This window comes from Actinoplanes sp. NPDC051388 (assembly GCF_055586225.1).
Window position 1 is genome coordinate 18,710 of sequence record NZ_JBVJIP010000002.1, and the last position, 26,223, is coordinate 44,932.

Here is a 26,223-nt window from a genome sequence, read left to right on the forward strand (position 1 = left end):
TGCCTTCGCGACGAAACGAGATCAGGACTTGAAGGCGTCCTTGATCTTCTCGCCGGCCTGCTTGATGTTCGAGCTGCGCTGGTCGGCCTTGCCCTCGGCTTCGAGACGCTCATCGTCCGTGGCCTTGCCCAGGCCTTCCTTGGCCTTGCCACCCAGCTCTTCGGCCTTGTTGTCGATCTTGTCGTCGGTAGCCATCGCGCACCTCCACGTCATCGTGTGTCCGTCCCGGATTACCCCCACCGGCACGGAACCAACATGTTCCGCGCCACGAGTCCGCAGCGGGCCGCCGGTGACAGCGAGTAGCGCCATGATCAGATCTCGCACCGGGAAAGAAGTCGCCGCTAGCGGCGACCATCGATACGTTGACGGGGCCGAACGTCGAAGACGGTTTGCCCTTTTCTGCACCCTGCGCGCAGCGTCGTCGTCGGAGACCCCGATTACGTATCGCTATCCGGGACCATCATCGTCGGTCAAGAGGGAGGAGCGACGTTGCTGAAATTCAAGAGCGCCGCCGAGCAGGCTGCCTGGACACTCGCCGAGGCGCTGAGCGAGAAGGGCATGTCCTGCATGAAGCTGGCCGAGGAGGCCGCCGAGGCCTTCCAGTCCGGCAAGATGCAGATGCGCCGCCAGTTCAAGGCACGCGGTCTCACCCAGGTCGACGCGGACATCCGGTGGTCCGGCATGACGGCAGCAAAGAAGGCGCTGTCCGACAACGGGTGGTACATGAGCCAGGCCACGATGTACAACGAGGCCGCCGCCGCGCAATATGCGAAGGCGCTCTACCTGAAGAACACCGACGACTAAGCGGCGCGGTGGCGCAGCGTCGCCACGGTCGAGCCGGCCAGCGCGAGCAGACACTCGGGCAGCTGGCCGTCCGTGATCGCGGCGCTGAAGAGCGCCTCGCCGGTGGAGACGTCGCCGTTGACATAGGCACTCACAAAGCGGGCGACCCAGCGTTTGTCGTAACGCGCGTCGTCGATGCCGGGGAAGTCGAGCGTCCAGGCGCCGCCGAGCGGCACGTTCTGCCCGACCATCGTGGCGGCCAGGCACCAGGCCACGTCATAGGCCCCGACCACGCCCGATCGGTCGACCACGGCATCGAAGGTGCCGACCACGGCATCGCTGTCGCCGCTGAGCGCACAGTGCAACACCTGTGCAGCGTCGTCGAGCGCATGCTGTGGTACATCGGTCACGCAAAGAACGTACGTGGTTTCGTCAAGCAGCGCAGCGCTCGGTCCTTCAAAAGTGAACTACGCGTCACGCAGGAGACACGTGAGCCGTGCGGTGCACACCCGATCGCCCGTTTCGTCGGTGATGACGATCTCGTAGCAGGCCATCGTGCGGCCTCGATGGACCGGCGTCGCCACCCCGGTGATCGTGCCGGTGCGCACGCCCTTGTGATGGGTCGCGTTGATGTCGATGCCAAGGGCAAAAGGCCTGTTCACGGTACGCCCGTGCAGCGTGGCGCCGATCGACCCGAGCGACTCCGCCAGTACGCAGGAGGCCCCGCCGTGCAGCAACCCGTAGGGCTGGGTGTTGCCCTCGACCGGCATCGTCCCGACCACCCGCTCGGGCGACTGCTCCACGAACGTGATGCCCATCCGGTCGCCGAGCACGCCGGCCGGCCCAATCGCTTGCGTCTCCACGATCACCGACGTTACGTGCCGGGTCGCGGCGCTGGCACCAGGCCCCTAAGGTCGCCTAGGAACCGACCGCACACGAAGGGACCCAGATGACCGAGCCGCAGGAGACCGTCGAGACGCGTGGCGATGACCGCGTCGATCTGCTCGCCACCGACACCAGTGGCGACGGCAAGCCCGACGTCTGGGTGTCCGACACCGACGGCGACGGCAAGGCCGATCTGTTTCAGTTCGACACCGACGGCGACGGCAAGGTCGACATCACGATGGTGGACCTCGACCAGGACGGCACCCCCGACGCGATCGTGGACGGCGACGGCGGCCTGCCGCCCCAGGTCTGACTAGGCGCCGCCGAGGGCCGAGAGCGCGGCCCACACCACTGCGACCGCCAGCGCAGTGGTCCCCACCGTAGAGGCGGTCCGGCGCCACGAGCGCGGCCCGGCGACCGCTTCCGGGTGCCCAAGACCGATCAAGATCTTCCGTTGGGTACGCACGGCAGCACCCGAACCGTCCACCGGCACTCCCCGGCTGAGTTCCACCGCGAGCCGCGCCTGCGCCTCCTGGAGCCGCCGCACCGCCGCCCGACCGGCCCGTCCCGCCACCTGCTCGGCATGCCGGCGCGCCGCGGACCGTCGTGATCCCGAGCGCAGCACGGCCAGCTCGCCCGGTGTGACCAGTTCCGGGTCTGCCAGGCCGGCCAGCTGCCCGGCATAAAAGTCGGCCTCCTTGTCGTGTGCCCGGCGCACCAGCCACAGCGCCAGCACGAGCGGCGGCAGCCCCTTGAGCAGCAGCACCGCGAGCAGCGCCGGCGCGCCGTTGCCCAGGCCGTCGCTGAGCAGGGGCGAGTTCCACAGCACGTGCGACGCCCACGCCCCGGTCACCCCGAGCAGCCCGGCGCCGATCCGTCGCGATCGGGGCCGGTCCCGGCGCACCACGAGGAAGCCGATCCCGGCGCCGGCCAGCGCGCCGAACAGGGTGTGACTCCACACGCCGGCGAGAAAGCCGCGCAGCAGGAATGTCGCGATCACCGGTTGCAGGTCGTCGCCGCGCCCGGCGAGGGCCACCGCGCCGACCGCGAAGACGATGTCCTCCACCACTTGAAATCCGAGCCCGACCAGCGCGCCGTAGACCACCCCGTCCAGCACGCTGTTGATCTGCGCTCGGGCGATCAGCACGATCGCCACGATGCCGAGCGTCTTCGCGATCTCCTCGACGGTCGGCCCGGCCAGCGCGGCGCCCCAGTCCGCGGCCAGGTGCGGCGAGCCGAGCTTGGCGGTGATGTTGACCAGCGCCGCACTCCCCGGAATCGACACCGCGGTGGCCACCAGCGCCCCCCACGCGAACGCCGTGATCCGCAGCCCGACCGGCTCCCGCTCCAGAAAGTCCAATTCCGAGACAAAGATCCAGAACGGTACGGCGAACAGCGCGAACAACCCGACCGCGACGACCGTGGCCCGCGGGTAGGACCCCGCGAACTCGCCCAGCGTCCACGCGGTCCGGGCAGCCCCGGCCGCGAGCAGCACCAGCACCACCCACAGGGACGGCTGCACCGCCGAGCCCACCGCCGGCCGCACATCAACCGCTCCCCCTCGGGAAGCAGAGCGCTCTGCTTCCTCTGAGGCCGCACCACGTCCCGCCTCCTCTGAGGCCACACCACGTCCCGCCCCCTCTGAGGCCGCACCACGTCCCGCCCCCTCTGAGGCCGCACCACGTCCCGCCCCCTCTGAGGCCGCACCACGTCCCGCCCCCTCTGAGGCCGCACCACGTCCCGCTTCCTCTGAGGCCGCACCACGTCCCGCTTCCTCTGAGGCCGCACCACGTCCCGCTTCCTCTGGGGAAGCAGAGCGCTCTGCGCCCTCACAGCCCGCACGAAGTCCCGCTTCCTCTCGGGAAGCAGAGCGCTCTGCGCCCTCACAGCCCGCACGAAGTCCCGCTTCCTCTGGGGAAGCAGAGCGCTCTGCGCCCTCAGAGCCCGCACCCTCTGGGGAAGCAGAGCTCTCTGCTTCCTCCGGGGAAGCGGTCACGAGGTGACCCGCAGGGTGCGGGTGGCCGCCTCGACGGCCGGCAGATTCCGCCCGAGCTCGAGCTCCGACCCGCTGATGGTGACCTCGATGGTCCGCCGCCCGGCGACGAACACGGCATAGCGCCCGCCCCGCCCCGGCGCCGTATATCCGCCCTGCAGCCCGTCCAGCCCGCCGTCCGTGCCGATCCCGAACTGGCCACCGGTGACCTGGTAGCCCGGGGTGCCGGTGATGCGCTGCCGGAGCCGGTCGGCCGCGGCCGGCAGCGTGCCGTCGAACGGCCGGACCACGATCGCGTAGCGCACCGCCCCGATCCGGAAGAGCGCGGTGCCCCCGTCGTCGCCGGGCCGGGTGCCGGTCACGTCGAGCACCGCGCCGGGCGGTGGGACGAGGGTGACGCCGCTGGTGACCGGGTAGGGCCGGTCGGTGCGCACCGGTCGATCTGCGGGCAGGGCCGCGTCGACGGCGGGCAGTCCCACGGCGAGCCCGGCTAGCGCGAGGGCAACCGCGAGCGCACCGGTGAGGTTCATCAGCTGACGCCGAGTGAGCCTCCGCACACGTACACCGTAACCGTGATTTATCCGATTCGGTCCATCACGGCCAGGTAATACGGACGGTCCTGGTCGTCGATCGTGGACAGCCGCCAGCCGGTTCCGGCGAGCAGCGACTCCAGTTCGGCGGGCGCGCAGGCCAGGTAGTCGAACCAGTCCGTGGCGAGCCTCCGGTAGCGCAGCCGCAGCCGGAGCTGGCCGCCCAGCCGGCCGCGCTCCCGGTTGCGCCGGTGATAGTCCAGGTGCACCGGGTCGCTGGTGCCGTAGGGGTCGGTGCCCTGGGCCACGATCCGGGCGCCCGGATTCGCCAGGGCGGCCAGGGCGGTCAGCAGCTGCGGCGCCCGCTCGCGGCTCTCGAACAGGCCGAGGTTGTTGCCGAGCAGCAGGAAGGTGTCATAGCGGGCGGACGCGCGCGCGTACCCGTCGACGGTGTTCTGCACGGTGTCCCGCAGCCCGCGCTTGCGGGCGATCTCGATCGCGCCCGGCGAGGTGTCCAGACCGGTCACCGCGACGCCGCGGCGCTGCAGCTCGATCGCCGTACGGCCGGCGCCGCAGCCGATGTCGAGCACGTGGCCGCGGCAGAGGCGCAGCGCGCGGTGGTCGTGCGGCTGCCACGCGGAAGGCTCGTCGAGATAGTGGTCGGCCGGCGCGCCGTTGATCAGCCCATCGTCCCGCTCGATCACCTCGATCACCGGCCGGGGCACCCGCCCGCCGGCCAGCGGCCGTGGTCCGATTCCGGTCCGCACCGCGTACGCGTCCCTGATCATTTCCCCGAACACGTCGCCGATCAGCGGTTGATCCACTGGGCCTACTCTTTAGCCATGACGACGCTCGAGCAACTCGGCTCGGAGAAATACGTCCTGCTCACGACTTTTCGCAAGGACGGAAGCCCGGTCAGCACCCCGATCTGGGTGATGCCGGACGCGCCGGGGGTCGCCATGTGGACGGTCGCGGACAGCTGGAAGGTGAAGCGGGTCCGAAACAACGGCCGGGTCACCCTGCAGGCGTGCGACATCCGCGGCAACGTCACCGGTGCTGACGTGATCGAGGGAAACGCACGGATCGGCGATCGGGCGGACTTTCACCGGATCACCGCGACGCTGCGCGAGAAGTACGGGATGACCGGGCGGCTCACGCTGGTCGGCAGCCGGATCCGCCGCGGCAAGGACGGCACCGTGGCACTGCTGGTGTCGCCAACCGACACAGCCCCGGAAACGAAGTAAGGGGCGATCGCCTTCCCCAGCGCTCGCCCCTGACAACGATCTTCGGTCGACTGCGGTCAGTCGCCCTGACGCTGCGTGGGAATCTGCCCCTGCAGCAGGGCACGAACCTCCGACTCCCGGTAACGACGGTGGCCACCCAGCGTACGAATAGCGCTGAGCTTGCCGGCCTTTGCCCACCGGGTGACGGTTTTCGGGTCGACACGGAACATCGACGCCACCTCGGCCGGCGTTAGTAGCGGCTCTGGGTCATGCGTACGCGATGCCATCGGTCACTCCTCCACAGGTACCTAAAGACATCGGCCGGGGTCCCGCCGGCCGGTGCGTCTCTCATGGTCCGGCTAGTCCCCGATGTCCGACATGGGCCGAACGGCCGAACGTCCCTAGATAGACGGTTGAAGCATGCCCGATTTTTACGTTTTTTCTACGCCAGATAGTGCCTCGTTTAGTCCGATTATCACCCTTCGGACACCCGCGATCACGAAGAGTGTTCGCTTTGAAAGCGCTTTCCGGGACCGCGAAAACTGCCCGTTCGTCCACTTTTCCCAGGTCAGTTGCACCGCTCCAGCAACTGGACCGCACGCCACCTCGCAACGATCTTCTCGTATGCCTCGGTGGCGGCGTCGGCGTCGCCTCGGGACAGCGCGGAGAGGCCCGCGGCCACCAGTCCGGGTGAATCGTCCTGTGCCAGATCCTCCTCGGGAAGGAGGCTGGTCAGGCCGCCGTAGTCGAGCTCCACGACCGATCGCGGGTGGAACTCCTCGAGCCACTTGGTGCCCTCCTCGACCGCCTCGGTGATCGGGGCGTCGCCGAGCGCCTTGCGCAGCACCGAGACGCCGCGGTGCGCACGCCGGCGCGCCTTGGAGATCTCGGTGCGATAGCGGAGTGTGCGGCGGTCGCCGTCGAGCACGATCTCGCGCTCGTCCAGATCGACGAACACAAACCACCTCAGGGGTACGCCCCACGTCGCGATCTGCTCGTGCACCCGGGGCACCCCGTGCTCCAGCACCTTGGCCCCGCTGCGCCAGTCCTCGACCACGGCCTTGGCCTGGCCGGCGAGCACCGGCGGGACGAACGCGTCGGCCAGCACCGAGGGCACGCCGTCGCGGGCGTTCAGAGCCGCCTCGGCGACCCGCAGGCGCAGGTTCCAGGGGCAGACCAGCAGCGTGTCGCCCCACTCCAGCACGTACGCCTCGTCGGGCAGGTCGGGCAGCCGGGTCCAGCCGGCACCGAGCGCCTCGAGCACGGCGGTGCGCTGCCGGACCGGGCCCTCGGCGAGGCCCAGGGCGCGACCCTCCCGCGCGTACCGGCGCCAGAAAACCTGCCGGTCGCGGTCGAAGGCGGTCAGGGGCTCGTAAACCCGCAGGTACGACGCGAACAGTGACGGCACGCCGCGATCCTTTCACGCACTGACCCGCACTGACGAGAGGCGCACGACGACCTAGGCTCGGCTGTGGAGCCATTACCCTTCCGGCCCCACCCCCAGCACCCCACAAGGGTCAGCACAATCGAGGAGCATCGAGATGGGCGTGTTCGACACCGACGGCACCGACGCCACCGGTCATGAACAGGTCGTTTTCTGCCAGGACCGGCAGAGCGGGCTGCGGGCGGTCATCGGCATCTTCAGCACCGCACTCGGGCCCGCGCTCGGCGGCACCCGCTTCTATCCGTACGCGAGCGAAGACGCCGCGGTCGCCGATGTGCTGCAGCTCTCCCGGGCGATGGCATACAAGAACGCGATGGCGGGGCTGGACCTCGGCGGCGGCAAGGCGGTCATCTGGGGCGACCCGGCCGTGCTGAAGAGCGAGGCGTTGCTGCGGGCGTACGGGCGGTTCGTCGAGTCGCTGAACGGCCGCTACTACACCGCCTGCGACGTCGGCACCTACGTGCCGGACATGGACGTGATCGCCCGCGAGACGCGGTTCGTGACCGGCCGCAGCGTCGAGCACGGTGGCGCCGGCGACTCGTCCGTGCTGACCGCCTGGGGCGTCTTCCAGGGCATGCGGGCCGCGGCCGAGCACGCCTGGGGCACGCCGTCGCTGGCCGGTCGCCGGGTGGGCATCGCCGGGCTGGGCAAGGTCGGCAAATATCTCGCCGGTCACCTGATCGAGGACGGCGCCTCGGTGGTCGCCACCGACGTCAGCGAGGCGGCGCTCGACTGGGCGCGCAGCACCTACCCGCAGATCGACCTGGTCGCCGACACGCACACCCTGATCACCTCCGAGATCGACGTGTACGCGCCCTGCGCCCTGGGCGGAGCCCTGGACGACGACACGGTGGCCCTGCTGCGCGCCAAGGTGGTCACCGGCGGCGCCAACAATCAACTCGCCCATCCCGGCATCGAAAAGCTGCTGCAGGAGCGCGGCATCCTCTACACACCGGACTACGTGGTGAACGCGGGCGGCGTGATCCAGGTGGCCGACGAGATCGAGGGCTTCAATTTCGAGCGGGCCAAACTGCGCGCTACCGGGATCTTCCAGACCACTCGCCGCATCCTGCAGCTCGCCGAGGACGAGGGCGTGTCGCCGGCCCTGGCGGCCGATCGGCTCGCCGAACGTCGCATGGCCGAGGTCGGCCGGTTGCGCAGCGTCTATCTCCGCTGAGACACGCCGCGACATGCGGTCGTGTCTCACACAACCCGAGGTGCCGAAGGCGGCATCATCCATGTACCGTAAGACCCACGAGAGATGCCTGACGTCATCGGGGCCCGCCTTCGGGCTGCCCCGAATTCTGTGCGAGGGGGTCGAGCCATGGGGCGCGGCCGTGCTAAGGCCAAGCAGACGAAGGTGGCCCGGGAGTTGAAGTACCACTCCCCGAACACCGACCTCACCGCCTTGCAGCGCGAGTTGGCGGGTGCTGGTAAGTCCGATCATCACTTCGATGGCGACAACGACGAACTCGTTGACGACGACGATGAGGATGATCCGGATGATGACCAGGACCCCTGGTCGCCTTCAAGGCGCTGACGGCTGACCCGTTCGCACATCCAGAGAGCACGCGGCTGACCGCGTGCTCCCCTGTGTGACCGGTCAGCCGAGCATCCCGTCTCTTCACCGGCAACAAGGAAGCCCCACGCGGTCCAACCGCGTGGGGCTCCGGTGCCGCGCTTCAGCGTGGCCGATTGTTCCAGTTGTAGAACGTGGGGATGTTTTCGAAGTGGTTCCAGGCGCACACCGCCGTGCCGCCGTCCTGTGACGAGCTCTCGTCACGCTGCCGCCGTGCCTCCTCGGCCTCGGCCAGCAGTGACGCGAGTCCGCTGCGGGCGTCCTGCACCCGTGCCGTCACGGGATCTTCCGCCACGCGGTCAGACGGCCGTGGGCTCATGATCTCGGGCATGGTCCAGCACTCCCTCCAGTAGGCGAATCTTGCTGTTGCGGCAGTGATCGGTCTCGGTCCGGTCGAAGCGACCGAGCTCGAAGAACCGGTTCGCCGCGTGCGCGCCGCCGCAGAAGCCGAAATAAGGGCAGGTCTGCCGGCACGCCTCCACCCCGGTGAGAAACTCCGCGATCCAGGGTGTCTCGGCGGCTCGGGCGAGGATCTCGCCGAGCGGCGTATGCAGCACGTTGCCGCTGGTGAAGTCGCCGTAGTGCGGGTCGGAGAAGCCGGCCAGCTCGGGCGAGAGCAGCACCACCGAGCCGTCGTGCGCGACGGTCGGAATCGGATCGAGCTCGCGGGGCAGCACCTCGTCGGCGGCGCCGGCCAGCACCGCGGACACATAACGCAGCGACCACTCGACCTCGCGCAGGTGGATCCGCGGGTCTCGGCGCCAGGCGGCGACCAGCTCGGCCCAGAACGCGGTGACCTCGGCGGCCGGGTGGCGGTTGGTGCGCTCGTTGACGCCCTCGAGTTCCTCGACGTTGATGCCGAGCACCTCGCAGCCCAGGTCGAGGAAGTAGTCGTACAGCTCGGTGGCCAGGCCGGGCTCGGGGCGGGCGACCACGCACAGTGCGGAGAACGGGATGTCGTGGCGACGCAACGTGGCGATGCCGCGGGCGATGCGGTCATAGGCCGGGCGGTTGCCTCGGGTGACACGCTCGCCGTTGCGGGCCTCGGGGCCGTCGACGCTGACGCTCACCCGTACCCCATGGGTTTGGAAGAAATCGCACCAGGCATCGTCGATCAAGGTCGCGTTGGTCTGCAGATGGTGCTCCACCCCCGCGCCGAAGGGCGCGAAAAGCGCCGCGAGATGGTCGCGGCCGGCGGCCATCGGCTCGCCGCCGTGCCAGACCACCGAGAACCGTCCGGTGCGCGCCCACGGCGTCACGGCCTGCGCCACGGCCTCGGCGACGGCCACCGGCATCCGCTGATCGATCTTGCGAAAGGGCAGGTAGCAATAGGCGCAGTCGAGGTTGCAGAGGGTCGTGGGCTGCATGACGACATAGGTCGGAATCGAGGAGATGCCCCGCATCCCGCTCCAAGCCATGGGCCCCACCCCCGTCCGCCTCGACAAGGCCAGGCTAAGCGCGTCGGACCACCTGAGTGTGCCCACCGCCGGGCGCGCAGGGAAGATCCGCAGAGCCGACGAATCGACGCACGCGGATCATTTCACACAAGACAGGTGTTTTGTGATGTTTGTGCCGACCCGCTCAGCCGCGGGTGTACTGGCCCACCATCTGCACCTGGCCGTCGCCCTCGATGACCTCGCCGACCTGCCACGCCTCGACGCCGCGGCCGGTCAGATATGCCATCGCGCGGTCGGCGTCGTCGGACGAGACGATCGCGAACATGCCCACGCCCATGTTGAACGTGGCCTCCATCTCGGTGTCCTCGATCCGACCCTTGGCCTGGATCAGATCGAAGATCGACTGCGGGCGCCAGGACGCGCGGTCCACCACCGCGTCGGCGTGCTCGGGCAGGATGCGCGACAGGTTGCCCGGGATGCCGCCGCCGGTGACGTGCGAGAACGCGCGCACGTCGGTCTCCTCGATAAGGCCGAGGCAGTCCTTGGCATAGATCTTGGTGGGGGTGAGCAGCTCCTCGCCCAGGGTGCGCTGGCCGCCGAAGTCGTCGACCACCGTGTCCAGGCGCATCCGGCCGGCGCCCAGCAGCACGTGCCGGACCAGCGAGTATCCGTTGCTGTGCAGGCCGGAGGAGCGCATCGCGATGATCGCGTCGCCGATCTCGACCCGGTCGCGGCTGAGGATCTCGCTCTCCTCGACCACGCCGACGCCGGTCGCGGACACGTCGTATTCGTCCGGGCGAAGCACACCGGGGTGCTCGGCCGTCTCGCCGCCGAGCAGCGCGCAGCCCGCATAACGGCAGCCGTCGGCGATGCCCGCGCCGATCTCCGCCACCTTGTCCGGCACGACCTCGCCGCAGGCGATGTAGTCGAGCAGGAACAGCGGCTCGGCGCCACAGGCGACCAGGTCGTCGACGACCATCGCGACCAGGTCGATGCCGATCGTGTCGTGGATGTCGAGCTGCTGGGCGATCACCAGCTTGGTGCCCACACCGTCGGTGGACGAGGCCAGGATCGGGCTCTTGTACTTGTGCGCGTTGAGCTTGAACAGGCCCGCGAAGCCGCCCAGGTCGCCCATCACCTCGGGCCGAGTGGTCTTCTTGACCTTTGACCGGAGCAGCTCGACCGCTTTCTCCCCGGCGTGGATCGAGACCCCTGCGTCCGCATAGGTCACCGTGCGCTTACGCCCCGGGCGTCCACCGCTCGCCACCCACGGCTTGCGGTCCGTGCCCTCGGCGTCGTTCGATCCGGCACTGTTGCGCTCGGACACGTGCGTCACGATTCTCCCCTTGCTACTGGTGCTGCCGTTGGATCCGGTTGTTACGGGCGCTGCAGTGCGTCGACGGCGGCTTCGCGCACTTCGTACTCCGTCTCGAGCTCGGCCACTGCGGCCGACGCCTCCTGAGGGGTGGCGGCCGGCATCGAAGCCCGCCGTCCGACACCCTCGAGCACGTGCTTGCCGATCAGGTTGCCGGCCGGCAGTTCGATCGGGTATTCGCCGTCGAAGCAGGCCATGCACAGTCGCGTCTTGGGCTGCTCGGTGGCCTGCACCAACCCGTCCAGGGAAACGTAACCCAAGGAGTCCGCGCCGATCGAGCGCCGGATGCCCTCGATCTCCAGGCCGTTGGCGATGAGCTCGGCCCGGGTGGCGAAGTCGATGCCGTAGAAACAGGGCCATTTCACCGGCGGAGAAGAGATGCGCACGTGCACTTCGAGCGCACCCGCCTCACGGAGCATGCGCACCTGTGCACGCTGCGTGTTGCCCCGCACGATCGAGTCGTCGATCACCACGATCCGCTTGCCCCGGACCACCTCGCGCAGCGGGTTGAGCTTCAGCCGGATGCCCAGCTGCCGGATCGTCTGCGAGGGCTGGATGAAGGTGCGGCCGACGTAGGCGTTCTTCATGAAGCCGGCGCTGTAGGGGATGCCGGACTCCTCCGCGTAACCGATCGCGGCCGGGATGCCCGACTCCGGGACGCCGATCACCAGCTCGGCCTCGACCGGATGCTCCTTGGCCAGCCGGCGGCCGACCTCGACGCGGGCCGAATAGATGTTGCGGCCGGCGATCGTGGTGTCCGGACGGGCCAGATATACGTACTCGAAAAGGCAGCCCTTCGGCTCGGGCGCGGCGAACCGGGTGGACCGCAGGCCGTGCTCGTCGATCGCCAGGATCTCGCCGGGCTCGACCTCACGGACGAAACTGGCGCCGACGATGTCCAGCGCCGCCGTCTCGCTGGCGACCGCCCAGCCGCGCTCCATCCGGCCCAGGACCAGCGGCCGGACTCCTTGCGCGTCGCGGGCCGCGTACAGCGTGGTCTCGTCCATGAAGACGAAGCTGAAGGCGCCGCGCAGACGCGGGAGCACCTCCAGGGCCGCGGCCTCGACCGAAAGGTCGGGCTTGGCCGCCAGCAGCGTGGTGACCAGCGCGGTGTCGGACGTGCCGAGGTCGACTTCGAGGCCGCGGTCGGCCACCTCACGGGCCAGCTCGGTGGTGTTCACCAGGTTGCCGTTGTGGGCCAGCGCGATGGTGGTGCCGGCTGTGGTGGCACGGATGGTCGGCTGGGCGTTTTCCCAGTTCGACCCGCCGGTGGTCGAGTAACGCGTGTGGCCGATCGCGAGGTGGCCGCGCAGGCTGGCCAGGGTCGGCTCGTCGAAGACCTGGGAGACCAGGCCGAGGTCCTTGTAGACCACCACGCCGGAGCCGTCACTCACGGCGATGCCCGCCGCTTCCTGGCCACGGTGCTGCAATGCGTAAAGTCCGAAGTATGTGAGCTTTGCAACCTCTTCCTCGGGCGCCCAGACACCGAAGACGCCGCAGGCATCTTGGGGGCCGCGCTCCTGGGGGTCGAGATCACCGGTCAGCCGGCCGTCGCCTCGGGGCACAGACTTGCTCCCTCATGCTCAATTAGTCGGGCGCTGCTCAACCGCCGAGTGTACGCGGTCCACCCGGTGCGGGCTCGGTTCAGCCACCCTCGGTCAGGGGCAACCACTCGGACAAATCGGTCCTGATGCCGCTCGCCCGGATTCGGCCGTCGGAAACCGCGTCGGCCCAGGTCAGCCGTCCGGTCGCGGCGAGCAGCCAGGTGATCGCATCGGTCTCGACCACATTGGGCGGTGTGCCGCGGGTGTGCCGCGGACCCGCGACACACTGAATAGCTCCGAACGGTGGAATCCGGACCTCAACCGAACGGCCCGGCGCAACTCGCGCCAACTCCGCGAGCAGCGCTCGGACCGCGTCGCGCAGCACCGTACGGTCGGGTTCGGCACCGCGGTCCAGCGCGTCCAACGCCTCTCGGACCGACTCGGATTTATTGTGCGGATAAGACACGTCGGGAGATTACGACTCCACTCGGAGAGAACTCCCGGCGGCCCTGGGTCGCGCAATGGACCCGCGACAGGGCATAGTGGCCGACGGTGTAATCGTCGCCGGATCTACCGGACACTTCAGCGGCCGGAGACCGTGCGACCGGAAGGCGGTGGACGTGACGACGCACCTACGAGCCCGAGCGGCCCAGGCCGGTGCGTTAACGGCGCTGGTCGCAGGCATTATCGCGATCGCTGGGGCACCCGCGCAGGCGGTGGAGCCCTCGGTTCAGGTGACCAGCCTGTCATCGACCGACGCCAGTTCCGGTGACAAGATCACACTGAAGTTCAGCGTCACCAACAAGAACTCGGTGGACCTGCCCGACGCCAACCCGATCCGCATCACCGTGAGCGGGATGCCCTGCTCGGGCCAGTGCACGCCGCTGACCCCGATCGGGCCCAACGAGACCGAGAACTTCGAGGCCACCCTGACCGCGCCCTCCGTCGGCGCTGGTCAGAGCCGTAACGTCCAGGTGCGGATCACCGCGCAGTCGGGGCGGTTCACCGGGTCGGCCAGCGACTCGATCAAGGTGAGCGGGCCGGACAAGCCACAGACGGTGACGAATGTCTCCGGCACGGTCAAGGACACCAAGGGCAAGTCGGTCTCCGGCGCCCAGGTGATCATGCAGGACAGTGCCGACCACCGGTACGAGACCACGAGCGACGGCGACGGCGGCTATTCCTTCCGCTCGTCGGACAGCAAGCCCATCGCGGTGGGCACGCTCTCGGTCGGGGCCGGCAAGGACGGTTACGAACCCGCGGCCGTCAACGCGGTCGGCGTGGCCGGCAAGTCGGTGAACGTGCCGCTGAAGCTGACCGCCAAGGTCACCCCCTCGGCGACGCCGTCGGCCACCGAGGAGGCCAGCGCGCCGCCGGTGGACGACGCCACCGACGAGGCGACCGACGCGGCGACCACCGCGGGCGTGAACGCCGACAACGCGGCGAACAACTCCGACGGTGGCAGCTCGATGCTGTTCATCATCCTGGGCGGCCTGCTGGTCGCGGCGGGCATCGGCGCGATCGTGCTGGTGCTGATGCGCCGGCGGAACAACAACGGCGACGACGATGACGACCAGGGTGCGGTGCCCAGCGGGCCGATGCCCCCGGGCCGCGGCGGCGGGGCCTATGGCGACCAGACCCGGATCGCGGCTCCGGTCGGCGGCCGGGCGAACGACGCCACGATGGTGGCCGGCGCGGGCGCGGCGTCCCTTTCGGACGCGCCGACCATGCTGCACCAGGCGGTGCCGGCGGACGACGAGTTCCCCGATCCGTACGGCGCACCGGTGCGGCCGCAGCAGAACACGTATGGCGGCGCGCCGAACCCATATGCGAACCCGGGACCGGCCACGCAGACGTATGGCGCGGCGGCGGTGCCCGCTCAGGGCGGCTATGACGACGGCTACTACGCCGACGATCAGCAGCAGCAGTACTACGGCGCCGGGCAGCAGGAGGCGCAGCAGCGCTTCGACGAGCCGACCGGCATGTACCGGCCGCCGGACGACGACTATGCCGCGCCGCCGGAGCCGGGTTATCAGGCGCCGGCCGGCGGTGGCACCTATGGGCGCGCGCCGCAGGCGCCGGACCCGGGTTATGGACAGCAGCAGGCGTGGGACGCGCCGGCCGACAACGGCAACGCCTATGGCGCGCCGGCTCCGGCCGGTGCCTACGGCGGCGGGACCTATGGCGGCGGCGGTGGCTACGACCAGGGCGGCTACGACCAGGGCGGTTACGAGCAGCCCGGCTATGAGCAGCAGCCTGGTGGCTACGACTACGGCGCGCCACCGGCCGGAAACGGCTACGGCGCACCGCAGCAGGGCGGTCAGCCTCCCGCTCGCGGTGGCGCACCGACGCGCGGCGGCGGCCAGGCCTACGGCGGCCAGGGCTATGACCAGGGCGGTTACGACCAGGCCGGATATGACCAGGGTGGTTACGAGCAGCCGTCCGGATACGACCAGCGTGGTGGTGGCTATGACCAGCGCGGCGACCAGGGTGGTTATTACGGCGCCGAGCAGCAGAGCGGCGGCCGGCACGGTGGCCCGCCTCCGCGGCCGCAGCCGCCGGAGGAGCCGGCCCAACCGGGCCAGCGTCGCCTCCCGTGGATGGACGACTGACCCGACCTGAACCGATATGCGAGAGAGGCCGGACCCGATGGGTCCGGCCTCTCTCGCTGGCGTTGTGGCGGAGGGTTACTTGTCGAGATCCGGGCGGTTCTTGGTGTGGAGATCCGCGGTGGGGAAATTGTCCGGCGGGGTGTCCGGCGCGATCGGGCCGCCCGGTGCCGGGGTGTCCTGATCGGCAGCGGTCACCGGCGTCGGGTCACTGTGGACCGCGGCGGTGCCGGTGGCGGTGGGGGGCTGGACTTCGGCCGCGTCGCCATCTGGTGTTGAGGTCGGGGCCGGGTTCGCCGTGGGGCTGTCTGTCACTGCACTCGCCGGGGTCTGCTCTGCGTCCTGATCGTCGCCGCCGGTTGCCGGGGACGGGGGCATCGTCGGAACGAAGCCGTCCGGTTGCGCGGGCGACGTCGGCGACATTGCCGGGATCGGCGCCGATGGCAGCGTGGGAGAAGGCTCGGCGAGCGACGTGGGTGCGGCCGGCGACACCGGAGATGTCACCGGGACCGGAGCGGTCGCGGCACTGTTCGGCGCGGGCGTCGCCGCGGACGCCGGCGAGGCCGGCATCGGCGGTGCGGGCGTCGCGATCAACGGTGCCGTCGGGGTCGCGGTCGGCGTCGCGGTCGCCGTCACCGGAGCGGCCGGCGAAATCGGCGCGGTCACCGGAGCGGCCGGCGAAATCGGCGCGGCCGGCGAAATCGGCGCGGCCGGCGAAGTCGGCGCTGTGCCGATGGCCGTGGTCGGCGACTCGTCCGTCGAAGCCTCGGCCGCCTGCGACGCAAAGGTCGCCGCCCCGGACTCCTCGTCCTCGTCGACCAGAACCGGCTCGACAACAACGTCCCCGGCCTGGGCCGAATCGGTCTCGTCCTCGTCGGGGTGGGCGGCCTTGTCCGGGTCGCCGTGGCGGTTGGCCAGCTCGCCCGGACCGCCGAACAGGTCGCGCATCGTCGCGGTGTGGACCGCCCGGAGTTCGTCCAGCTCGATCGAGAACTCGCCGCGCACGTCGAGGATCGGCTCCTCGGTGGTCGTGCCGATCGGCGTACAGGAAATGTTGTGGTCCTGGGCCAGCGCCACGAAGGCCTTGTCGTGGCCTCGCGGCACCGCCGCCACCACCCGGCCGGCCGACTCGCTGAAGAGCCAGACGAAGGCCGCGTGGTCGTCCGGCAGCGCCACCCGCGCGCCGATGTTGCGCCGCAGGCAGCTCTCCGCCAGCACCTGCGCCAACCCGCCGTCCGACAGGTCGTGCGCCGCGCTCACGTGCCCGGCCTCGGACGCCTTCGCCATCAGCCGGCCCAGCGCCATCTCGTGGGCCAGGTCGACGACCGGCGGGCGGCCGCCGAGGTGACCGTGCTCGACCCAGGCCCACTCCGAGCCGGACAGCTCGCACCTGGTGTCGCCGAGCAGGAAGAGCAGATCGCCCTCCGGGGTCGGCGGCGGCGGGAAGCCCATCGGCACGCGGCGGGCCACGTCGTCGAAGATGCCGAGCACGCCGACCACCGGAGTCGGATGAATCGCCGCGGCGCCGGTCTGGTTGTAGAAGCTGACGTTGCCGCCGGTCACCGGGATGCCGAGCTGCTGGCAGCCGTCCGCGAGACCGCGCACGGCCTCGGCGAACTGCCACATCACGGCCGGGTCCTCGGGCGAGCCGAAGTTCAGGCAGTCGGTCACCGCGGCCGGCTCGGCGCCGGTCACCGCGACATTCCGATATGCCTCGGCCAGCGCCAGCCGCGCGCCCTCATAGGGATCGAGGCGGGCGTAACGCCCGTTGCCGTCGACCGACAGCGCCACGCCGAGGCCGGTGCGCTCGTCGATGCGCAGCACGCCCGAGTCCTCGGGCTGGGCCAGCACGGTGTTGCCGAGCACATAGCGGTCGTATTGCTCGGTGACCCAGCTCTTGTCGCAGAGGTTGGGCGACGCGACCATCCGCAGCACGGTGGCCCGCAGCTCGTCCGGCGTGGCCGGCCGGGGCAGGGTCTCGGCGCGGTCGGCCTGCAGCAGGATCAGGTCGGCGGGCTCGCGGATCGGGCGGGCATAGACCGGACCGTCGTCGGCGAGCGAGCCGGGCGGCACGTCCACCACGATGTGATCGTTCCAGCTGATCACCAGGCGGCCGGGCAGTCCTTCGCTCTCGCTCGGGGTCACCTCGCCGATCGCGGTGGCCCAGACGCCCCACTTGTCGGCGACGGCGAGCACCCGGTCGAGCATCTCAGGGGCCACGATCAGCAGCATGCGCTCCTGCGACTCGCTGGCCAGGATCTCGGTAGGTGACATCGACGGCTCGCGCAGCGGCACCCGCTCGAGGTAGACCCGCATGCCGGTGCCGGCCGCCGCGGCGGTCTCGGTGAGCGCGCAGGTCAGGCCGGCGCCGCCGAGGTCCTGGATGCCGACCACCAGGCCGGCGTCGTACAGCTCCAGGCAGCTCTCGATCAGCAGCTTCTCCATGAACGGGTCGCCCACCTGCACCGACGGACGGCGACTCTCCTCGCCCTCGGCGAAGGTGGCGGACGCCAGCACGGACACGCCGCCGATGCCGTCGCGGCCGGTGCGCGCGCCGAGCAGCACCACGATGTTGCCGATGCCGGCGGCTTCCTTGTGCTGCAACCGCTCGACCGGCAGCACGCCGATGCTCAGCGCGTTGACCAGCGGGTTGCCCTGGTAGGAAGGGTCGAACACGATCTCGCCGCCGATGTTGGGCAGCCCGAGGCAGTTGCCGTAACCGCCGATGCCGGCCACCACGCCGGGCAGCACCCGGGCGGTGTCCGGGTGGTCGGCCGCGCCGAAGCGGAGCGGGTCCATCACCGCGATCGGCCGGGCGCCCATCGCCAGGATGTCGCGCACGATGCCGCCGATGCCGGTGGCCGCGCCCTGGTAGGGCTCCACGAAGCTGGGGTGGTTGTGGGACTCGACCTTGAAGGTCACCGCGAGCTGGTCGGAGATCTGCACGACGCCCGCGTTTTCCCCGATGCCGGCCAGCATCCGGGTGTTCTGCGGCGTCTTCTCACCGAACTGGCGCAGGTGCACCTTGCTCGACTTGTAGGAGCAGTGCTCGCTCCACATGATCGAGTACATGGCCAGCTCGGAGGCCGTCGGGCGGCGGCCGAGGATCTGCCGGATGCGGTCGTACTCGTCGTCCTTGAGGCCGAGCTCGGTGTGCGGTTGCAGTTCCTCGGGCGAATTGGCGGCGCGCTCGACCGTGTCCGGCCCGCCGCCGAACTCGTCGATCAGAACGTCGGTGGCGGCGAAGCCGGACTGCTTCGGCTTTTCCAAAGCAGTGTCGGGCTGCGTGGTCATCGGTCCTGTCCCCCTGCTGCGAGCCGTCCGCCCGCGGACACCCCGGCCAGGGCCCGCAGGACGGAGGTGAAGAAGCCGAGGCCGTCCAGCGACGGGCCGGTCAGCGCCTCCACCGCGTGTTCCGGGTGCGGCATGATGCCGACGACGTTGCCGGCCTCGTTGGTGATCGCGGCGATGTCGCGCTGCGAGCCGTTCGGGTTGCCGCGGATGTATCGGGCCACCACCCGGCCGTCCGCCTCCAGCGCGTCGAGGGTGCGCTCGTCGGCCACGAAGCAGCCCTCGCCGTTCTTCACCGGGATCAGGATCTCCTGGCCCTCGGTGAAGCCGTTCGTCCACGCCGTCGAGGTCGACTCGATGCGCAGGAACTGGTCGCGGTTGCGGAAGTGCAGGTGCTGGTTGCGGGTGAGCGCGCCGGGAAGCAGGTGCGCCTCGCAGAGGATCTGGAAGCCGTTGCAGATGCCGAGCACCGGCATGCCGCCGCGGGCCGCGTCGGCGATCGTCTCCATCACCGGTGCGAACCGGGCGATGGCGCCGCAGCGCAGGGCGTCGCCGTAGGAGAAGCCACCGGGCAGCACCACGGCGTCGACGTCGTGCAGCTCGGGGTCGCCGTGCCACAGCCGAACCACCTCGGCGCCGGCGATGCGCGCGGCGCGGGCCGCGTCCCCGTCGTCCAGCGACCCCGGGAAGGTGACCACACCGATACGCATGGTTAGGAAACCTCGGCGGCAGGGGCGTCCACGTGAATCTCGAATGATTCGATCACGGGGTTGGCCAACAGCTTGTCGGCGATCTCGCGGGCCGTGTCGAGGTCCGGCTCACCGGCGAACTCGATCTCGATGCGACGGCCGATGCGGACCGAGGAGACGTCGGTTACGCCGAGCCTCGGCAGCGCGTTCGCGACCGCCTGGCCCTGCGGATCCAAGATCTCCGGCTTGAGCATGACGTCGACGACGACGCGAGCCACGGGCACTCCTGACTGTAGGTGCGCAGTTGGGTGCCCCTGAAGAAGGGGCGAGCAGCCGAAGCCTACCCTGCCGACTTCCTGAACGACCCATCGGCAGGTGTCGCGCAGCCGACCCGTACGCCGCTGAGCAGCACATGTTGACGGTGATCTCCGCCACCCGGCTACTCATCACCTCGGGGTCATCACACGGTGATAGGGGTCAACTGGGGTTAGGCAGGCATCGACGCCGACACATAGCGTCAGGCAACCAAGCCGTCCCCCCTTCCGGAAGGAGCCCGGCGTGCGTATCCGCATCGTCGTCGCCTCACTGGCCGCAGCGCTCACCGGCACCCTGGCCATCCCCGCCACCGCCCAGGCCGCCGAACCGCCGATCGGGCCCAACATCATCGGAGGCGGCACCGTCGCCTCCGCGCCCTGGGCCGCCGCCGTCTTCAGCGGTGGCAGCTTCACCTGCTCCGGCACGATCATCTCGGCGAACTACGTGCTCACCGCCCGGCACTGCATCAGCGGCACCATGTCGGTACGCGTCGGCAGCGTCAACCGTGGCTCCGGCGGCGTCACCCGCTCGGTCACCTCCACCTCGGTCCGCAGCGACCTGGCCCTGATGCGGCTGAGCAGCCCGGTCAGCACCACCTACATGGCGCTGAGCAGCTCGTACCCGCCCGTCAACTCGACGAACTCGATCTATGGCTGGGGCATGACCTGCTACAGCGGATGCGGCGCCTCCACCGTGCTGAAGACCGCAACGGTGCGGGTGACCTCGACCAACGCCACCGACTACTACGGGGGCCGGGCGATCGCGAGCACCGAGATCACCGGAAACGCGTGGCGCGGCGACTCCGGCGGTCCGCAGGTCTACAACGGCCAGCAGGTCGGCGTCGCCTCGACGGCGGACGGCCAGGCGGCGCAGTACTACGGCAGCGTCGCCTACAACCGGGCCTGGATCACGCAGGTCACGGGCATCTAGAAAGCTCCGTCGGGACGCGGTGTGACCCACGATCCGCCGCGTCCCGGCGGCTCACTTCAGAGAATCGGCGCGGGTGCGTAACCCGCGGCCGCGGGATGACGCGCAGCGACGTCGGAGACCCGCGCCGCAATCGCCGCGACCTGGGCCGGCGCCGCCCCCACGAACGCCGCCCGATCCGCCACCAGCGAGTCGATCTCGGCCCGGGACAGCCCGAGCCGCTCGTCCCCCGCCAGCCGGTCGAAGAGGTCGTTGTCGGGCGCGCCCTTCTCCCGCATGGCCAGCGCCACGGCGACCGCGTGCTCCTTGATCACCTCGTGCGCCACCTCGCGCCCGACCCCCTTGCGCACCGCGCCGACCAGGATCTTGGTGGTCGCCAGGAACGGCAGGAAGCGATCGAGCTCGCGGGCGATCACGGCCGGATAGGCGCCGAACTCGTCCAGCACGGTGAGGAAGGTCTGGAACAGCCCGTCGGTGGCGAAGAACGCGTCCGGCAGGGCCACCCGGCGCACCACCGAACAGGAGACGTCGCCCTCGTTCCACTGGTCGCCGGCCAGCTCGCCGACCATCGACAGGTAGCCGCGGACGATCACCGCCAGCCCGTTGACCCGCTCGGACGACCGCGTGTTCATCTTGTGCGGCATCGCCGACGAGCCCACCTGACCGGGCTTGAAGCCCTCGGTGACCAGCTCCTGCCCGACCATCAGGCGGATCGTGGTGGCCAGCGACGACGGCCCGGCGACGATCTGGGCCAGCGCGGACACCACGTCGAAGTCCAGCGACCGCGGATAGACCTGCCCGACGCTGGTCAGCACCCGCGCGAAGCCGAGATGCTCGGCCACCCGCCGCTCGAGCTCGGCCAGCTTGCCCGCATCGCCGTCCAGCAGATCGAGCTGATCGGCGGCGGTGCCGACCGGCCCCTTGATGCCACGCAACGGGTAGCGGGCGATCAGGTCCTCCAGCCGCTCGAACGCGATCAGCAGCTCCTCGGCCGCCGACGCGAACCGCTTGCCGAGCGTGGTGGCCTGCGCCGCGACGTTGTGCGAACGACCGGTCAGCACCAGGTCGGAGTGCTCGACGGCCAGCGCGGACAGCCGGGTCAGCGTCGCCACCACCCGGTCGCGGATCAGCTCGAGCGAGGCCCGGATCTGCAGCTGCTCCACGTTTTCGGTGAGGTCACGCGACGTCATGCCCTTGTGGATCTGCTCGAAGCCGGCCAGCGCGCTGAACTCCTCGATCCGCGCCTTCACATCGTGCCTGGTGACCCGCTCACGCGCCGCGATCGAATCAAGATCAACAAGATCCAACACCTTCTGGTACGCCTCGACGGCCCCCGCCGGCACCGCCACCCCGAGGTCACGCTGCGCCCGCAGCACCGCCAGCCAGAGCCGGCGCTCCATCCGCACCTTTTCCTCGGGCGACCAGAGGGCCACCAGGTCGGCGGACGCATAGCGGGCGGCGAGCACATCGGGGATCGTCACGCGACCGATTCTTTCACCTCGCGCGACGGCAGCTCGTGCCGGAGGTTGCGCACGTCCCGGCTGCTCAACATGCCGGCCACCGCGATCAGCACGAGCACGGACAACCCGATCAGCGTGGGCTCGAGCCCGACCTTCTCGGCGATCGGCCCGACCAGCACCTGCCCGATCGGCATCGCGACCCAGGAGCCGACCATGTCATAGGAGTAGACCCGGGCCAGCTTGTCCTCCGGCACGTGCTCCTGCATGGTCGTCTCCCACGCGATGCCGAACTGCTCGAGCGTCACGCCGGCCACGAAACCCGCGAAGATCAAGAGAAAGACCTGCGGCCGTACGCCGAGGACGAACATCGGCAGCGCCTCGCCGGCCGTGCAGACGACACCGACGAGAAGCAACCGCCGCAGCCGCAGCCGCATCGCGATGAGCGCACCGATGATCATGCCCGCGGTCTCGGCGGCGAGCACGAAGCCCCAGGCCTGCCGCCCGATCGTCTGGTCGGCGACCAGCGGCCCGAGCACCATCAGGCCGCCGGCCAGCGAGCCGTTCACCACGCAGAAGCCGGCCACCACCACCCACAGCCAGGTGCGCGAACTGAACTCGGACCAACCGGTGCGCAGGTCGGTGAGAATGCTCGCCCGAGCCGGCGCGGCGGCCGGGGCCGGCTCCGGCGGCGCGAGCACGACCGCTTCCGCAGCGGGAGCAGAGCCGGATCCGAAGCCGGCCGCTGCCCCAGAGGAACCGGCCGCTGCCCCAGAGGAAGCAGAGGGCTCTGCTTCCTTGAAGGCCGCGAAGGCGGCCGCTGGCTCAGAGGTCGCAGAGCGCTCTGCTTCCTCAAAGGCCGCGGAGCCGGGCGCTGGCTCAGAGGTCGCAGAGCGCTCTGCTTCCTCAAAGGCCGCGGAGCCGGCCGCTGGCTCAGAGGCCGCAGAGCGCTCTGCTTCCTTCAAGGCCGCGGAGCCCAGCGCTGGCGCAGAGGCCGCAGAGCGCTCTGCTGCCTGAGAGGAAGGGGCCGGAGTCGAACCGGCCTGAGACGAACCAGCCTGAGACGAACCAGCCGTAGACGAACCAGCCGGAGCGGGAACGGCCGGCGCCGGACCGGCCGGAGCGGGAGCGGGTCGCGGGATCAGGCTGAAAAGCAGGGCGGAGGCCAGGAACGTGGCGGCGTCCGCCGCGATGCCCCACCCCGGCCCGACCGCCGCCACCAGCGCCGCCCCCACCGGCGCGCCGATGATCATCGCGCCGTTCAGGAAGAGGCGGCCGAGAGCGTTGGCCTGCTGGCGCAGCTCGGCCGGCACCAGCTGCGGGATGATCGAAGCCGAGGCCGGCATGGATAGCGCCGCGACCATGCCGTTGATGCCGCCGAAGAGCACCAGCAGCGGCACGGTCGCGGTGTCGGTGAGCACCAGGACCGCCACGATGCCCTGGGTGGCCGCCGCGGCCATCGCGGCGCCGACCATCAGCAGGTGCTTGGGCATGCGATCGGCCAGTGCGCCGCCGAAGAGCAGGAAGATAACGTTGATCACCATGCGGGCGCCGACCACGATGCCGAGGTCGGTGGCCGAACCGGTCAGGTCGAGCACCGCGAAGGCGAGCGCGATCGGCGCGGCCGCGTTGCCGAGGGCGTTCACGGTGCGGCCGGCCAGCCACGCGCGGTAGCCCTTCAGCTGCAGCGGGGCGAGGGACTCCCGGATCATGACTCGGCCTCCATCTGGAACATCGCGATCGTGGTCGACGTGCGGATGGTGCCTGGGGTGCGCGGGGGGCGGGCCGCCCGGTGCAGCTCGCGGGACAGCTCGGCGATGCGGTCGCGCATCTCGAGCCAGGTCTCCGGCTCGACCCAGAGCTCGGCGTCGGACATCGACTTGCGGCCGGACCAGTCGCCCTGGGCGGTGCGCCGGATCAGCTCGTTGGCGACCGCGTGGAAGAGAGCGACGTTCTCGTCGCCACTGGGCTTCAGCGTCTTCTCGCGCTCGGCGTTGTAGCGGTAGCGCTTGGCCACGCCACCGCGGATCTTCTCCTCGCCGGCCAGCATGATCACCTCGGCGGCGAGCAGGTTGCGCAGGTGATAGCTGGCGTTGGCGTGGGTCAGGCCGAGCTCCCGCGCGACCTCGGCGGCGGTCAGCGAGGCGCCGGTGAGCAGGGACAGGATCTGTAGCCGTACCGGATGGGCCATGGCGCGAAGCGCGCTCTTCTGTTTGCCATCCCCCAAAGACATGTTGGGGAGTCTGGCACAACCACCCTCGACTGTCCAATGGTTATTGGGGGGTGGCAAACTGCGCGGAGAAAGCGACTTCTCGCTAGGGTTACCGGTGAGTAGGTCTGGCGTTCATTCCGAAAGGTCCCACGATGACTGATTTCACCCCCGAGGCCCTCGCCACGCTTGGGCCCAAGGAGTTCGCGCAGGCGGTCAAGACCACGCCGGATGCGAAGATCGCGGAGGTCATGGCCGGCGACGGCCGCGGCAAGATCCTCGACGAGATCTTCAACCGGATGCCCACGCTGTTCCGCGCGGACCGTGCCGGCAGCACCCAGGCGGTGATCCACTGGATCATCACCGGCGGCGCGGGCGGCGGCACCGACACCTACGAGACCGTGATCGAGGACGGCGCCTGCACGGTCACCAATCAGCCCGCGCGCGAGCCGAAGCTGGCCATGACCATGGACCCGGTGACGTTCCTCAAGGTCGTCTCCGGCGACGGGAACCCGATGATGATGTTCATGACCGGCAAGATCAAGGCCAAGGGTGACCTGAGCCTGGCGGCCCAGGTCGCGAAGCTGTTCGACATCCCCAAGGCTTAATAGCCGATCGTTCCCTGGGCGGCCCGCAGCGCGATGTCGGTGCGGTGGTGCGAGCCGTCCAGGGTGATGCCGTCGACCAGGGCATATGCGGCGTCGCGGGCCGCTGCCAGGTCGGCGCCGGTGGCGGTGGCGCTCAAAACGCGCCCGCCCGCCGAGACCAGGGCGCCGTCCGCACGCCGGGCGGTGCCCGCATGGATCACGCCGGGGCGCTCGGCGCCGGTGATCACGTCGCCGGTCCGCGGCACACCGGGGTAGTTGTGGCCGGCCACCACGACCGTGACCGCCGCGCCCGGCCGCCAGACCAGCGGCGGGTGCGTGGCCAGGGTGCCGACGGCCGCGGCGTGCAGCAGCCCGCCCAGCGGCGTGGCCAGCAGCGCGAGCACCACCTGGGTCTCCGGGTCGCCGAAGCGGGCGTTGAACTCGATCACCTTCGGGCCGTCCGGGGTCAGGGCCAGCCCGACGTAGAGCAACCCGGCGAACGGTGTGCCCCGGCGGCGCATTTCAGCCAGCGTCGGCTCCACGGTCTCCCGCATGACCCGCTCGACCAGATCGGCGGGCGCCCAGGTCAGCGGCGCATAGGCGCCCATGCCGCCGGTGTTCGGGCCCTGATCGTCGTCGCCCACCCGCTTGAAGTCCTGGGCCGGCATGAGTGGCACCGCGGCGGTCCCGTCGGTGACCACGAAGAGCGACACCTCGGGTCCGTCCAGGAACTCCTCGATCACCACCCGGCCGCACTCCCGGGCGTGCGCCAGCGCCTCGTCCATCGACGACGTGACCACCACGCCCTTGCCGGCCGCGAGACCGTCGTTCTTGACCACGTGCGGCGCCCCGAACGCCTCGAGCGCGGCCCGCGCCTCGGCCTCAGTGGTGGACGCGCGGTAACCGGCGGTCGGCACGCCGGCCGCGGCCATCACGTCCTTGGCGAATTCCTTGGACCCCTCCAGCCGGGCCGCCGCGGCGGACGGGCCGAAGCAGGCGATGCCCTTCGCGCGCACCGCGTCCGCGACGCCGGCCACGAGCGGCGCCTCGGGACCGATCACGACCAGGTCGGCGGCGAGCTCGACAGCGAGCGCGGCCACTGCGGCCGGGTCGGTGGCGGTGACTTCCCGCAGCTCGGCGATCTGGCCGATGCCGGGATTGCCGGGGGCGACGACCAGCAGGTCCACGGCGGGGTCAGCGGAGAGGCCGACGGCGAGGGCGTGTTCCCGCCCGCCGGACCCGATCAGGAGGATGCGCACGGACGGTGATGCTACCGACGCCCGGTCCCGCGAACAGCGAGGAGGACCCGGTAAACCAACCTCGGCACCCCTTCGACCAAGCCGCACGCTGCGTATTCGCGTAAACTTCGGCAGTACCCGGGCACTC

At 70.2% G+C, this 26,223-nt stretch carries 27 protein-coding genes and 1 pseudogene; 8 read left to right on the forward strand and 20 right to left on the reverse strand.

The features are described from left to right. Positions 1-21: 21 nt before the first annotated feature. Positions 22-195: a CsbD family protein gene (locus ACZ6TI_RS04305; protein WP_465343562.1), complete on the reverse strand. Its 174-nt coding sequence runs from the start codon at positions 193-195 to the stop codon at positions 22-24. A gap of 294 nt (positions 196-489) precedes the next feature. Here ACZ6TI_RS04305 and ACZ6TI_RS04310 point away from each other — a divergent pair, with 294 nt between their 5' ends. Next, a complete protein-coding gene (locus ACZ6TI_RS04310; RefSeq protein WP_465343563.1) occupies positions 490-804 on the forward strand; it encodes a hypothetical protein in 315 nt (104 codons plus the stop codon). On the opposite strand, the gene ACZ6TI_RS04315 is transcribed toward ACZ6TI_RS04310, so the two are convergent. Together ACZ6TI_RS04315 and ACZ6TI_RS04320 are read right to left on the reverse strand one after the other, a co-directional pair. Beyond that, positions 801-1,193: a hypothetical protein gene (locus ACZ6TI_RS04315; protein WP_465343564.1), complete on the reverse strand. Its 393-nt coding sequence runs from the start codon at positions 1,191-1,193 to the stop codon at positions 801-803. The genes ACZ6TI_RS04310 and ACZ6TI_RS04315 overlap by 4 nt on opposite strands. A gap of 57 nt (positions 1,194-1,250) precedes the next feature. Then, positions 1,251-1,646 (reverse strand): PaaI family thioesterase, encoded by a 396-nt coding sequence (locus ACZ6TI_RS04320; RefSeq protein WP_465343565.1) that lies wholly within the window; start codon positions 1,644-1,646, stop codon positions 1,251-1,253. Between the two features lie 86 nt (positions 1,647-1,732). On the opposite strand from ACZ6TI_RS04320, the gene ACZ6TI_RS04325 reads away from it, so the two are divergent. Beyond that, positions 1,733-1,981, forward strand: coding sequence for a hypothetical protein (locus tag ACZ6TI_RS04325; RefSeq protein WP_465343566.1), 249 nt, complete (start codon positions 1,733-1,735; stop codon positions 1,979-1,981). Here the strand turns inward: ACZ6TI_RS04325 and ACZ6TI_RS04330 are convergent, their stop codons facing one another. The 3 genes from ACZ6TI_RS04330 to ACZ6TI_RS04340 form a co-directional block, all read right to left on the reverse strand. Further along, the gene (locus ACZ6TI_RS04330; RefSeq protein ID WP_465343567.1) at positions 1,982-3,214 is read right to left on the reverse strand and encodes a PrsW family intramembrane metalloprotease; all 1,233 of its coding nucleotides are present in this window, start codon (positions 3,212-3,214) and stop codon (positions 1,982-1,984) included. 446 nt (positions 3,215-3,660) lie between these two features. Continuing rightward, complete coding sequence (locus ACZ6TI_RS04335; RefSeq protein ID WP_465343568.1) at positions 3,661-4,218, reverse strand: hypothetical protein; 558 nt, start codon at positions 4,216-4,218, stop codon at positions 3,661-3,663. 20 nt (positions 4,219-4,238) lie between these two features. Then, positions 4,239-4,979 carry a class I SAM-dependent methyltransferase gene (locus ACZ6TI_RS04340; RefSeq protein ID WP_465344278.1) on the reverse strand — a complete coding sequence of 247 codons (741 nt, stop codon included), beginning with the start codon at positions 4,977-4,979 and terminating at the stop codon, positions 4,239-4,241. Between the two features lie 54 nt (positions 4,980-5,033). Between ACZ6TI_RS04340 and ACZ6TI_RS04345 the strand changes: the two genes are divergently transcribed. Then, positions 5,034-5,435: a PPOX class F420-dependent oxidoreductase gene (locus ACZ6TI_RS04345; RefSeq protein ID WP_465343569.1), complete on the forward strand. Its 402-nt coding sequence runs from the start codon at positions 5,034-5,036 to the stop codon at positions 5,433-5,435. Positions 5,436-5,491: 56 nt separating this feature from the next. On the opposite strand, the gene ACZ6TI_RS04350 is transcribed toward ACZ6TI_RS04345, so the two are convergent. Both ACZ6TI_RS04350 and ACZ6TI_RS04355 read right to left on the reverse strand, forming a co-directional pair. Further along, positions 5,492-5,701 (reverse strand): BldC family transcriptional regulator, encoded by a 210-nt coding sequence (locus ACZ6TI_RS04350; RefSeq protein ID WP_014687221.1) that lies wholly within the window; start codon positions 5,699-5,701, stop codon positions 5,492-5,494. A 281-nt stretch (positions 5,702-5,982) separates the two neighbouring features. Then, positions 5,983-6,822, reverse strand: a complete 840-nt coding sequence (locus tag ACZ6TI_RS04355; protein ID WP_465343570.1) for a DUF8083 family protein — start codon at positions 6,820-6,822, stop codon at positions 5,983-5,985. 133 nt (positions 6,823-6,955) lie between these two features. On the opposite strand from ACZ6TI_RS04355, the gene ACZ6TI_RS04360 reads away from it, so the two are divergent. Both ACZ6TI_RS04360 and ACZ6TI_RS04365 read left to right on the forward strand, forming a co-directional pair. Beyond that, complete coding sequence (locus ACZ6TI_RS04360) at positions 6,956-8,035, forward strand: Glu/Leu/Phe/Val family dehydrogenase (RefSeq protein WP_465343571.1); 1,080 nt, start codon at positions 6,956-6,958, stop codon at positions 8,033-8,035. Positions 8,036-8,182: 147 nt separating this feature from the next. Next, entirely contained in the window at positions 8,183-8,398 is a 216-nt protein-coding gene (locus ACZ6TI_RS04365) for a DUF3073 domain-containing protein (protein ID WP_465343572.1), read from the forward strand. 142 nt (positions 8,399-8,540) lie between these two features. Here the strand turns inward: ACZ6TI_RS04365 and amcA are convergent, their stop codons facing one another. The 5 genes from amcA to ACZ6TI_RS04390 all read right to left on the reverse strand — a co-directional run bounded on the left by amcA (position 8,541) and on the right by ACZ6TI_RS04390 (position 13,219). Then, positions 8,541-8,768 carry a multiple cyclophane-containing RiPP AmcA gene (gene amcA, locus ACZ6TI_RS04370; RefSeq protein ID WP_465343573.1) on the reverse strand — a complete coding sequence of 76 codons (228 nt, stop codon included), beginning with the start codon at positions 8,766-8,768 and terminating at the stop codon, positions 8,541-8,543. After that, entirely contained in the window at positions 8,737-9,840 is a 1,104-nt protein-coding gene (gene amcB / locus ACZ6TI_RS04375) for a cyclophane-forming radical SAM peptide maturase AmcB (protein ID WP_465344279.1), read from the reverse strand. The genes amcA and amcB overlap by 32 nt, the downstream gene beginning before the upstream one ends. A gap of 178 nt (positions 9,841-10,018) precedes the next feature. Then, complete coding sequence (gene purM, locus ACZ6TI_RS04380; protein WP_465343574.1) at positions 10,019-11,170, reverse strand: phosphoribosylformylglycinamidine cyclo-ligase; 1,152 nt, start codon at positions 11,168-11,170, stop codon at positions 10,019-10,021. A gap of 41 nt (positions 11,171-11,211) precedes the next feature. Continuing rightward, the gene (gene purF / locus ACZ6TI_RS04385) at positions 11,212-12,774 is read right to left on the reverse strand and encodes an amidophosphoribosyltransferase (protein ID WP_465343575.1); all 1,563 of its coding nucleotides are present in this window, start codon (positions 12,772-12,774) and stop codon (positions 11,212-11,214) included. 79 nt (positions 12,775-12,853) lie between these two features. Next, the gene (locus ACZ6TI_RS04390; protein ID WP_465343576.1) at positions 12,854-13,219 is read right to left on the reverse strand and encodes a sterol carrier family protein; all 366 of its coding nucleotides are present in this window, start codon (positions 13,217-13,219) and stop codon (positions 12,854-12,856) included. 268 nt (positions 13,220-13,487) lie between these two features. Between ACZ6TI_RS04390 and ACZ6TI_RS04395 the strand changes: the two genes are divergently transcribed. Next, the gene (locus tag ACZ6TI_RS04395) at positions 13,488-15,365 is read left to right on the forward strand and encodes a carboxypeptidase-like regulatory domain-containing protein (protein WP_465343577.1); all 1,878 of its coding nucleotides are present in this window, start codon (positions 13,488-13,490) and stop codon (positions 15,363-15,365) included. An 804-nt stretch (positions 15,366-16,169) separates the two neighbouring features. On the opposite strand, the pseudogene purL reads toward ACZ6TI_RS04395, so the two are convergent. The 3 genes and pseudogenes from purL to purS form a co-directional block, all read right to left on the reverse strand. Then, positions 16,170-18,656, reverse strand: a pseudogene (purL, locus tag ACZ6TI_RS04400) (phosphoribosylformylglycinamidine synthase subunit PurL); the annotation flags it as partial. Further along, complete coding sequence (purQ, locus tag ACZ6TI_RS04405; protein ID WP_465343578.1) at positions 18,653-19,363, reverse strand: phosphoribosylformylglycinamidine synthase subunit PurQ; 711 nt, start codon at positions 19,361-19,363, stop codon at positions 18,653-18,655. The gene purQ and the pseudogene purL, both read right to left, overlap by 4 nt. Before the next feature lie 2 nt (positions 19,364-19,365). After that, complete coding sequence (purS, locus tag ACZ6TI_RS04410; RefSeq protein WP_465343579.1) at positions 19,366-19,620, reverse strand: phosphoribosylformylglycinamidine synthase subunit PurS; 255 nt, start codon at positions 19,618-19,620, stop codon at positions 19,366-19,368. 280 nt (positions 19,621-19,900) lie between these two features. Between purS and ACZ6TI_RS04415 the strand changes: the two genes are divergently transcribed. Next, the gene (locus ACZ6TI_RS04415; protein WP_465343580.1) at positions 19,901-20,587 is read left to right on the forward strand and encodes a S1 family peptidase; all 687 of its coding nucleotides are present in this window, start codon (positions 19,901-19,903) and stop codon (positions 20,585-20,587) included. Positions 20,588-20,643: 56 nt separating this feature from the next. On the opposite strand, the gene purB is transcribed toward ACZ6TI_RS04415, so the two are convergent. Genes purB through ACZ6TI_RS04430 form a run of 3 tightly spaced genes read right to left on the reverse strand, consistent with a single transcriptional unit; the run spans position 20,644 to position 24,274 of the window. Further along, positions 20,644-22,065: an adenylosuccinate lyase gene (gene purB, locus ACZ6TI_RS04420; RefSeq protein WP_465343581.1), complete on the reverse strand. Its 1,422-nt coding sequence runs from the start codon at positions 22,063-22,065 to the stop codon at positions 20,644-20,646. Beyond that, a complete protein-coding gene (locus ACZ6TI_RS04425) occupies positions 22,062-23,753 on the reverse strand; it encodes an MFS transporter (protein ID WP_465343582.1) in 1,692 nt (563 codons plus the stop codon). Before ACZ6TI_RS04425 ends, purB begins: the two co-directional genes overlap by 4 nt. Then, positions 23,750-24,274 (reverse strand): helix-turn-helix domain-containing protein, encoded by a 525-nt coding sequence (locus ACZ6TI_RS04430; RefSeq protein ID WP_465343583.1) that lies wholly within the window; start codon positions 24,272-24,274, stop codon positions 23,750-23,752. The genes ACZ6TI_RS04425 and ACZ6TI_RS04430 overlap by 4 nt, the downstream gene beginning before the upstream one ends. A 131-nt stretch (positions 24,275-24,405) precedes the next feature. On the opposite strand from ACZ6TI_RS04430, the gene ACZ6TI_RS04435 reads away from it, so the two are divergent. Continuing rightward, positions 24,406-24,858, forward strand: coding sequence for an SCP2 sterol-binding domain-containing protein (locus ACZ6TI_RS04435; RefSeq protein WP_465343584.1), 453 nt, complete (start codon positions 24,406-24,408; stop codon positions 24,856-24,858). On the opposite strand, the gene purD is transcribed toward ACZ6TI_RS04435, so the two are convergent. Continuing rightward, positions 24,855-26,096 (reverse strand): phosphoribosylamine--glycine ligase, encoded by a 1,242-nt coding sequence (gene purD / locus ACZ6TI_RS04440; RefSeq protein WP_465343585.1) that lies wholly within the window; start codon positions 26,094-26,096, stop codon positions 24,855-24,857. The two genes, ACZ6TI_RS04435 and purD, sit on opposite strands and share 4 nt — an antisense overlap. Positions 26,097-26,223 lie beyond the last annotated feature (127 nt).

Coding starts and splice junctions, on each gene's coding strand:
- ACZ6TI_RS04305 (WP_465343562.1), bottom strand. CDS start 195: ATGGCTACCGACGACAAGATCGACAACAAGGCCGAAGAGCTGGGTGGC.
- ACZ6TI_RS04325 (WP_465343566.1), top strand. CDS start 1,733: ATGACCGAGCCGCAGGAGACCGTCGAGACGCGTGGCGATGACCGCGTC.
- ACZ6TI_RS04340 (WP_465344278.1), bottom strand. CDS start 4,979: ATGATCAGGGACGCGTACGCGGTGCGGACCGGAATCGGACCACGGCCG.
- ACZ6TI_RS04345 (WP_465343569.1), top strand. CDS start 5,034: ATGACGACGCTCGAGCAACTCGGCTCGGAGAAATACGTCCTGCTCACG.
- ACZ6TI_RS04350 (WP_014687221.1), bottom strand. CDS start 5,701: ATGGCATCGCGTACGCATGACCCAGAGCCGCTACTAACGCCGGCCGAG.
- ACZ6TI_RS04360 (WP_465343571.1), top strand. CDS start 6,956: ATGGGCGTGTTCGACACCGACGGCACCGACGCCACCGGTCATGAACAG.
- ACZ6TI_RS04365 (WP_465343572.1), top strand. CDS start 8,183: ATGGGGCGCGGCCGTGCTAAGGCCAAGCAGACGAAGGTGGCCCGGGAG.
- amcA (WP_465343573.1), bottom strand. CDS start 8,768: ATGCCCGAGATCATGAGCCCACGGCCGTCTGACCGCGTGGCGGAAGAT.
- amcB (WP_465344279.1), bottom strand. CDS start 9,840: ATGCGGGGCATCTCCTCGATTCCGACCTATGTCGTCATGCAGCCCACG.
- purQ (WP_465343578.1), bottom strand. CDS start 19,363: ATGCGTATCGGTGTGGTCACCTTCCCGGGGTCGCTGGACGACGGGGAC.
- ACZ6TI_RS04425 (WP_465343582.1), bottom strand. CDS start 23,753: ATGATCCGGGAGTCCCTCGCCCCGCTGCAGCTGAAGGGCTACCGCGCG.
- ACZ6TI_RS04430 (WP_465343583.1), bottom strand. CDS start 24,274: ATGTCTTTGGGGGATGGCAAACAGAAGAGCGCGCTTCGCGCCATGGCC.
- ACZ6TI_RS04435 (WP_465343584.1), top strand. CDS start 24,406: ATGACTGATTTCACCCCCGAGGCCCTCGCCACGCTTGGGCCCAAGGAG.